Source organism: Streptomyces sp. NPDC059142 (assembly GCF_042755665.1).
Classification (GTDB): domain Bacteria; phylum Actinomycetota; class Actinomycetes; order Streptomycetales; family Streptomycetaceae; genus Streptomyces.
In genome coordinates this window covers 1-1912 of record NZ_JBHZDA010000213.1, presented here as the reverse complement: position 1 = coordinate 1912, position 1912 = coordinate 1, and the positions used below count along the sequence as shown (strand labels likewise).

General features: G+C 76.7%; 1 protein-coding gene. It reads left to right on the top strand.

Features of this window, described 5'->3' with window-relative positions; genetic code table 11:
- Positions 1-88: 88 nt before the first annotated feature.
- Complete coding sequence (locus ACFXPK_RS32805) at positions 89-1885, top strand: type I polyketide synthase (RefSeq protein WP_385080806.1); 1797 nt, start codon at positions 89-91, stop codon at positions 1883-1885.
- Positions 1886-1912: the final 27 nt, after the last annotated feature.

Below are 1912 nucleotides of genomic sequence, written 5' to 3'. Positions count from 1 at the left end.
GCGCCGGAGGCCGGCGGCGGCCGTGCCCGGCTGGACCGGCGGCGGGTCCGGCGGACCCGGCCGGTCCCGGACGAACGGGGTGGGCCGCGTGAGTGACGGACCGTACGACGAGCGCGAGGACGACAGCGCGCACCTCGCCGTCATCGGCATGGCCTGCCGGTTCCCCGGCGCCGACGGCCTCGACGCGTTCTGGCGGAACCTGACCGACGGCGTGGACACCGTGACCCGCTCCGTCCCCCGGCCGGTGCCGGGCGGCGCCACGGGACCCGCCCGGGAGTACGTCCCGGCGCGCGGCCTGCTGAAGGACCCGGAGTGGTTCGACGCGGGGTACTTCGGCTACTCACCCCGGGAGGCCCGCATCATCGCCCCCCAGCACCGGGTCTTCCTGGAGTGCGCGGTGGAGGCGCTGGACCACGCCGGGTACGACCCCGAACGGCACCCCGGCGCCATCGGCGTCTACGGCGGCGGCACCGACACCGCGTACGCCCAGCTCCTGCGGCAGCCGGGCAGCGTACCGGCGGCGACCGACATGGAGATCCTGCTCGGCAACGCCGTGGACTACCTGGCCACCCGGGTCGCGTACAAGCTCGGGCTGCGCGGCCCCGCCGTCACCGTCCAGGCCGCGTGCGCCACCTCGCTGGCGGCCGTGCACACCGCGGCCCAGGCGCTGCTGGCCGGCGACTGCGATCTGGCCCTCGCGGGCGGGGTCGCCGTGCACGCCCCGGCGAAGAGCAGCCCGTACGTCGAGGGCGGCATCATCGCCGCCGACGGGGTCTGCCGGACCTTCGACGCCGCCGCCGGCGGCACCGTGGGCGGCGACGGCGTGGGCATCGTGGTGCTCAAGCGTCTCGCGGAGGCCCTGGCCGACGGCGACCACGTGCACGCCGTGCTCCGGGGGACCGCGGTCAACAACGACGGCTCGGACCGGATCGGCTTCACCGCGCCGAGCGTCGAAGGACAGGCCGCCGTGATCCGGGACGCCCAGTACGTGGCGGGCGTGGACCCCGCCACCGTCACCTACGTGGAGGCGCACGGTACGGCCACCCCGCTCGGCGACCCCATCGAGATAGCCGCGCTGACCAAGGCGTTCGGGACCGGCCCCGAGGACCGGGAGGTCTGCCGGATCGGATCGGTGAAGACCAACATCGGTCACACGGACGCCGCCGCAGGGGCGGCCGGGCTCATCAAGACGGTCCTCGCCCTGGAGCACGCCACCATCCCCCGCAGCCTCCACTTCGACGAGCCGAACCCGCAGATCGACTTCGCGGCCGGACCCTTCCGGGTGGCGACCCGCACCGAGGAGTGGCGGCCGCACGGGATACCCCGCCGGGCCGGGGTGAGCTCGTTCGGCATCGGCGGCACCAACGCCCATGTCGTCCTGGAGGAACCCCCCGCCCCGGTCGCGGCCGACCCCGCCGACCCCTGGCAGTTGCTGGTCCTCTCGGCGCGCACCCCGGCCGCGCTCGACGCCGTCACGGAGAACCTCGCCGCCCATCTGCGCGCCCGCCCGGAGCTGCCGGTCGCCGACATCGCCTGGACGCTCCAGAGCGGGCGGCGCGTCCACGCCCACCGCGCGTACGCGGTCGTCGGCGGGCGTGCGGAGAGCCTGCGGGTGCTCTCCGGCGAGGAGGGCGCCCGACCGGCCGGCTCCCGGGGACCGTCCGGGGCGCGGCCGGTGACCTTCCTGTTCCCCGGCACCGGCGCCGGTGGCTCCGGCGAGGTGCGCCGGCTGTACGGGGCGGAGCAGGCGTTCCGCCGGGCGGTCGAGGAGTGCCACGCCGCCGCGGCGCCCCATCTCGGGGCGGCGGCGGCCGAGGCGCTGCGCCGGGGCGGGACGCACACCCACCCCGGCCCCCCCGCACAGTGCCCCGTGGCCGCCGTGTAAGCGCTGGGGCGGCGGTGGAAAACCAGG